Genomic DNA, 7,069 nt, shown 5'->3' on the forward strand with positions numbered 1-7,069 from the left:
TCAATTTGAACAGGTTTTCTCAAGGGGAGCTGGTTCTTAAAAACAAGAATAAACGAAAGTGATTTTTATCCAATTGTAATTCTATTTAGCTGAATCGTAATATCTGAAAATTGCCATTACGGATGCTGACTTCTGATTGATTCATGTTTTAAACATCTGTCTGTTTTCGCTGTTCTTACTTAAAAAGAACAATAATCGATGAGAACAGTAAAGAAAATACATCAACCGGAGAGTGATCCAATTCAGGACTTAACAACGGATCGGGTGATTCCGACTCGTTCGATCCAACACATAGACCCATTTCTATTCTTAAATCACCATGGCCCGCAGGAATATCCGGAAAACAATAGTGGTCTTCCGTTTGGTCCCCATCCACATCGTGGCATGGAAACAGTAACTTTTATACTGGACGGAGATATTGCTCATTTTGATAGCAGTGGACAGAAAAGTGTCATTAAATCGGGCGGTGTTCAATGGATGACGGCAGGTAGAGGTTTGATTCATTCAGAAGTTTCCTCTGAGGAGTTTAAGCAAAAAGGTGGACCATTGGAGATCTTGCAGCTTTGGGTCAATCTGCCCGCAAAAGATAAGATGTGCGATCCTTTTTACAAAGGAGTTCAAAAAGAACAGATTCCGAAAATTGATTTAAATGATGGACAAGTAAATGTAAATTTGGTTTCCGGTGATTGGGAGGGCGTAAAGGGGCCTTTTCAATCAGGAATTGGCGTTCATTTGTCAACCATTGACTTTAACCCGGATTCAGAATTGGAATTGACAATACCTAAAACAAGAAACGTCTTTTTCTACCTTATTCGTGGGAAAATGGAAGTCAATGGTCAGATGGTAGAAGCAAAGCGCTTGGTTGAATTTGTTAATGATGGATCGATGATTAAAGTTGAAGCGCTTGAACAAAGTATGTTATTACTGGGATATGCGCCACCGATAGATGAACCGGTTGTTTCTCATGGTCCCTTTGTGATGAATACCCAAGAGGAAATTGTCAAGGCCTACGAAGATTATAAAAATGGTAAATTTGGTACTTGGAGCCATTAATTTATATGGCGTCATTTTTATTAACTTACCACTAAATAAAATATGGATAAATTGAATAAGCGGAAGCTGCTACGATACGGATTAATGGTTATTCTAGTGATTAATTTCTTCGCGTTGATCATTGCATTAACCAATCTGATAGAAGATAATCCGCTCAGGGACTATCGGATAGCATTGGTCGTTAGTTTTGTTGCAATTGCAGCCTTGGCACGGCAAGTCTGTAAAAATTGTAGAGATGAGACTGATTGAATTTTATCAGCGAAATAAAGTCCGTATTTCTATATCCGTGGTAAATGTTTGGTTTTCAAAATATCTTATAGAACAAGTTTAAGTAAAAATCGGTATAAATAGATTAAGACTATTGTTTATGCTATAAAATCAATCTTATGCCTATTTATATGGATCGTCATGATGTTTCAGATGTGGTAACTGCAGAAGCAGTAGCTCAGTTGCATCAGCAAGATTTGAAAATTCAGGAGGAGTTTAATTGTAAAGGATTAACTTATTGGTTCGATGGAAATCGAAAAACTGCTTTTTGCCTGGTTGAAGCACCAAATAAGCAATGTTTAATCGATATGCACAATCATGCGCATGGCGAAATTCCGAACCAAATTATTGAAGTTGATGTCAGTGTGGTTGAATCTTTCCTGGGTAGAATTGAAGATCCTGAAAAGTCTCACGATAGTGAGTTGAATATTATTGATGACCCCGCTTTTCGTATTATCATGTATATCGGGTTTTCTAATTTGCCTTTTAGTTCAAACAAGATAGCAGACAAGGGGTTTGAATCACAGGCCCGTATGAATCTTCTTTCAGAAGTTTTTAGCGATTTTGAAGGTCGCATTGTGACACGAAATCACGATCATTTCATTGTGTCGTTTAATTCTGGATTGCAAGCTGCTTGGTGTGCAATTGAGGTTCATAACAAGTTTCAGGAATGGGAAGGAAACGCTGGTCATGACATTGTTAATCTAAAAACTGGAATTAGCGCAGGAGTCCCGGTAACCAATAAAAAGTTGTTTTTTGAAGAAGCACTGCAGTCTGCAGAGCGAATGTATCATATTGCTCATTCGCGAATTGTAGTGTCATCGGAGGTGAAAAAGTTATGCAAGCAAGCAAATTCAAATGTGTTTGTTGATACTGATTTAGTTTATGCGATGACTCCATCTGATGAACAATTTCTGGAGAAACTGATGAACTACATTTCAGAAACCTGGCAAAATCCCGATCTCCATGTTGATAAACTGGGATTACATCTCGGATTTAGCAAGTCGCAATTATATCGAAAAATCACTTCCCTGGTTGGAATATCTCCCAATAACTTCATTAAAGATTTTCGGCTGAATAAAGCTGTGAGTTTAATTCACGCACAAACCCATACGATATCCGAAGTTGCCTATGAAACCGGTTTTAATAGTCCTTCCTATTTTACCAAATGTTTTTTTAGCAAATACGGCTTATTACCTTCTCAATACCAAAATATCATTGCTGAATAATTACGAATCTCCATTTAGCGGATAAAAAGACACAATAATCTCATTAATTGGATCAAATGTGCTAGTTAGTGCATTTTAGGTCGTCGTAACTTTGAATTGAATTCGATCGGCGTTAATGTGATCGCTGATGTAATTTCTTTTAGTCAGTGTCTAGTCGTTTGGTTAGGGTATTCGGTAATCGTAATTGAGTATTTAAGTTGTGAATACAAGTCTTTAAATAAATAAAAATGGAGGATTAGAAATGAAAATTGCAAAAGAAAACATTGAGGTGAAAATGGAAATTCCCGGTGCTGTCATACGTCAGAGAACAAATTTCGGCGATGCATCCGGACTTGGTAAAATTAGCGGTGAGTATTTCAGCCTTTCTGCAGGAGTAGATACCACACCTCTTTTTATGGGACTTGAAGGAAACCAATGTCAATGTCCACATTGGGGTTATGTTCTGAAAGGTAAAATTACAACCACGGATGCGAATGGCGATCAGGAAACTGTAACCGTTAATGATTTGTTTTACTGGCCTTCAGGGCATAATGTCAAAGTCGATTCGGACGCAGAGATAATCATGTTCAGTCCTCAGCACGAGCATACTCATGTTATTAATCATATGATTGAGAAAACGAAAGGCTAACATCATGGCAAATAATGTAAGCGATATAGATAATGCACGAATTGAGGAATTTAGTGCAGGAATTAGGGGGACTATTGTCAAACCTCATGATTCTGATTATGATGAAACACGTAAAGTTTTCAATGGAATGATCGATAAACATCCCGGCCTGTTTGTAAAATGTGTCGATATTGCTGACGTTATTCATTGTGTGAAATTTGGTCGGGAAAACAATTTGCTGGTTTCTGTTCGCGGTGGTGGACACAATGCCGGAGGTTTGGGAATTTGTGACGGTGGCATGGTCATCGATTTATCAGGAATCAAATTTGTTCGTGTCAATGTTCAAGACCAAACCGTTCGTGTCGGTGGAGGCAATTTGTGGGGTGAAGTGGATCACGCAACTCATCCGTTTGGGTTGGCTATTCCTGCAGGAATCATATCAACCACAGGTGTTGGTGGATTGACACTTGGAGGAGGAGTTGGCCATTTATCCCGAAAATATGGTTTAACGATAGACAACTTGCTAGAAGCTGATATGGTTTTAGCTGATGGCTCTTTTGTAACAGCAAGTGCAAATCAACATGAAGACCTTTTCTGGGCGATACGCGGAGGAGGTGGTAATTTTGGAATTGTCACGTCTTTCAAATTTCAGGCACATCCGGTAAAAACCGTTTTTGGAGGACCAACATTGTGGCCTATCGAACAAACTGAGGAAATCATGGAGTGGTATCATGGATTTATCCATCAGGCACCTGATGAGCTCAATGGTTTTGTTGCAACTTTAACGATTCCAGAGTCTCCATTTCCAGAGCATCTTCATGGGAAAAAGTTTTGTGGAATTGTTTGGTGCTATGCGGGTGACATCAGTAAAGCGCCTAAAGTATTCGAGCCAATTATGGATAAGAAACCTTTTTTTGCTCACGTTGGAGAAATGCCTTATCCAGCCATTCAAACTTTATTTGATGGGTTGCTCCCAACCGGAATGCAGTGGTATTGGCGTGCCGATTTTTTCAATGAAATTGGTCCCGAAGCCAGGAAGAAACATTTGGAAAATGGATTAAAACTTCCTACGCCATTATCCCAAATGCATCTTTATCCAATAAGTGGAGCTGCAAGTCGGGTTGATAAAGATGAAACACCCTGGGCTTATCGAGATGCGAAATATGCTGGAGTGATTGTTGGAGTAGATCCTGATCCGGCCAATGCAGCCGTTATCACCAAGTGGTGTAAAGATTACTATGATGCATTGCGTCCATTTTCTTCAGGAGGAGCATATTCCAATTTTATGATGGATGAAGGGCAGGAGAGGGTAAAAGCCAGCTATCGTTATAATTATGAGCGGCTGACTCAAATTAAAAAGAAGTACGATCCGGATAATTTTTTCCACGTCAATCAAAATATTCAACCAGCCAACTAAGGTCACGGACCTATTTGATATTTTCGGTTTCGCTTCTATCACAAATTGTTAAAGGCTCGAAACATGACACTAAATTATTCGCACTACTTAAAACGTATTTCTTTGTTAGAAATAGCATCAATAAAAAAAGCCATCCTCCCAAAGGAAGATGGCTTTTGAATTATAATAAAAGTGGTTTTTTACTTTTCTTCTACAGCTTCTGGTGCAAAATTCATAGCAGCCAATCGCTTGTAGGAAGCATAACGCCATTTGGCATTTTCTTCTGAAGCTTTGAACAGCTCGGCAGCTTGTTCCGGGAACGACTTTTTCAATGAAGTATAACGAACTTCACCGGCAAGGAAGTCTTGGAATTTGCTCCAATCAGGTTCTTTAGAATCTAAAGAGAATGGATTCTTTCCTTCAGCTTCCAACATCGGATTGTAGCGATACATTGACCAGTAACCTGCATCAACTGCTTTTTTCTCTTCAGCCTGAGATGCGCCCATGCTAGCACGCAGTCCATGGTTGATACAAGGAGAATAAGCGATGATTAATGATGGTCCCGGGTAAGCCTCTGCTTCGCGCAATGCTTTCAGGTATTGTGCTTGGTTTGCTCCCATTGCTACTTGTGCAACGTAAACATATCCGTATGACATGGCCATAACACCCAAGTCTTTTTTGCGGATCTTTTTACCTGAAGAAGCGAATTTCGCAACAGCACCAACTGGTGTTGCTTTTGATGCTTGACCGCCGGTGTTCGAGTAAACCTCGGTATCCATAACCAATACGTTTACATCTTCTCCTGAAGCCAATACGTGGTCTAAACCACCATAACCGATATCGTAAGCCCATCCGTCACCACCAAATACCCAAACTGATTTTTTAACCAGGTATTTTTTTAGTCCAAGGATGTCTTTGGCGTAGTCAGCATCTTTCCCTGCAAGAGCAGCCAATACGCTGGCTGAAGCTTCTTTTGATGCTTCGGCGTTATCTTTGCCTTCAATCCATGCTGTGAAAGCTGTTTTTACGTCTTCGCTGATACCATTTGAAAGAGCATCTTTCATGATCATTTCAATACGATCGCGTTGAGCAGAAACACCTTCAGCCATACCGAAACCATACTCGGCATTGTCTTCGAACAATGAGTTAGCCCATGCTGGACCTTGTCCGCTTTCTTTGTGTTTACAGTAAGGTGTTGACGGAGCAGAACCACCATAGATTGAAGAACAACCGGTCGCATTAGCAACCATCATGCGTTCACCATAAAGCTGAGTGATTAATTTAATATATGGAGTTTCACCACAACCAGCACAAGCTCCAGAGAACTCAAACAATGGTTGAGCAAACTGAGAGTTTTTAACTGATTTATATTTGTCAACTACTTTTTCTTTGTAGCTTACATTTTTGTCCATGTAATTCCAGCGATCAACTTGCGACTCTTGCGATCCAAGAGGCTTCATAACCAATGCTTTTTCTTTTGAAGGACAAACATCGGCACAGTTTCCACAACCGGTACAGTCGAGCACTGAAACCTGGATACGGAAGTTTAAACCTGGAAATTGTTTTGTTGGAGTTGCAACTTTTACATCGGTATTCTCAGGAGCCTTCGCCAATTCTTCTTCAGTCATTAGGAATGGACGGATAGAAGCGTGAGGACAAACGTAAGCACACTGGTTACACTGAATACAGTTGTCGCCAATCCACTCAGGAACGTTAACAGCGATACCACGTTTTTCAAATGCAGAAGTTCCTTGCTCAAAGGTACCGTCTTCGTATCCTGTGAATGTCGAAACAGGAAGGCTGTTACCTTCTTGTCCATTGATTACGTCAACAAATTTGCTGATGTAGTCAGGACGATCGGTAGCTGCAATTTCTTCTTCCAGCTTAATTTCTTTCCATTCAGCAGGTACTTCAACTGTAGTAACATTTTTACCTCCAGCCTCAACAGCTGCAAAGTTCATGTTTACAATTTTCTCCCCTTTTGAACCGTACGATTTTACAATCGCTTTTTTCATCTCTTCAACCGCTTGTTCGTAAGGAATTACACCGGTGATTTTGAAGAAAGCTGATTGCATGATGGTGTTGGTACGAGTTCCAAGACCTAGCTCTTCACCTAATTTAGTACCATTGATGATGTAGAATTTAATTTCGTTTTCAGCCAAATAACGCTTCATGCTATTTGGTAAACGTTTTTTAGTTTCTTCTTCATCCCAAATTGAATTCAACAAGAATGAACCTCCTTTTTTCAAGCCTTTCAGTACGTTGTATAAGTTAACGTAAGCTGGAACGTGACATGCTACAAAGTCAGGAGTTGTAATTAAGTAAGTTGAACGAATTTGGCTGTCACCAAAACGTAAGTGAGAACAAGTGAAACCACCTGATTTCTTCGAGTCATATTCGAAATAACCCTGGCAAAATTTATCAGTTGATCCACCAATAATTTTGATTGAGTTTTTGTTTGCACCAACCGTACCATCAGAACCTAAACCGTAGAATTTAGCTTCAGATCGGAAGAGC

Annotated in this window: 6 protein-coding genes; 5 read left to right on the plus strand and 1 reads right to left on the minus strand. The window is 39.7% G+C overall.

Features of this window, described 5'->3' with window-relative positions; all coding sequences use genetic code 11:
• Positions 1 to 198 precede the first annotated feature (198 nt).
• The 5 genes from ACTB00_RS19620 (at position 199) to ACTB00_RS19640 (ending at position 4,573) form a co-directional block, all read left to right on the plus strand.
• Complete coding sequence (locus ACTB00_RS19620; RefSeq protein ID WP_463301606.1) at positions 199 to 1,053, plus strand: pirin family protein; 855 nt, start codon at positions 199 to 201, stop codon at positions 1,051 to 1,053.
• Positions 1,054 to 1,095: 42 nt separating this feature from the next.
• Positions 1,096 to 1,302 carry a hypothetical protein gene (locus ACTB00_RS19625; protein WP_463301607.1) on the plus strand — a complete coding sequence of 69 codons (207 nt, stop codon included), beginning with the start codon at positions 1,096 to 1,098 and terminating at the stop codon, positions 1,300 to 1,302.
• A gap of 137 nt (positions 1,303 to 1,439) precedes the next feature.
• Positions 1,440 to 2,549 carry a nickel-binding protein gene (locus tag ACTB00_RS19630; protein ID WP_463301608.1) on the plus strand — a complete coding sequence of 370 codons (1,110 nt, stop codon included), beginning with the start codon at positions 1,440 to 1,442 and terminating at the stop codon, positions 2,547 to 2,549.
• A gap of 241 nt (positions 2,550 to 2,790) precedes the next feature.
• Positions 2,791 to 3,177 (plus strand): cupin domain-containing protein, encoded by a 387-nt coding sequence (locus ACTB00_RS19635; protein ID WP_463301609.1) that lies wholly within the window; start codon positions 2,791 to 2,793, stop codon positions 3,175 to 3,177.
• A gap of 4 nt (positions 3,178 to 3,181) precedes the next feature.
• The gene (locus ACTB00_RS19640; RefSeq protein WP_463301610.1) at positions 3,182 to 4,573 is read left to right on the plus strand and encodes an FAD-binding oxidoreductase; all 1,392 of its coding nucleotides are present in this window, start codon (positions 3,182 to 3,184) and stop codon (positions 4,571 to 4,573) included.
• Positions 4,574 to 4,752: 179 nt separating this feature from the next.
• Here ACTB00_RS19640 and nifJ read toward each other — a convergent pair.
• On the minus strand, positions 4,753 to 7,069 hold a 2,317-nt coding region (gene nifJ, locus ACTB00_RS19645), incomplete at its 5' end, for a pyruvate:ferredoxin (flavodoxin) oxidoreductase (protein WP_463301611.1).

This window comes from Sunxiuqinia sp. (assembly GCF_055140945.1).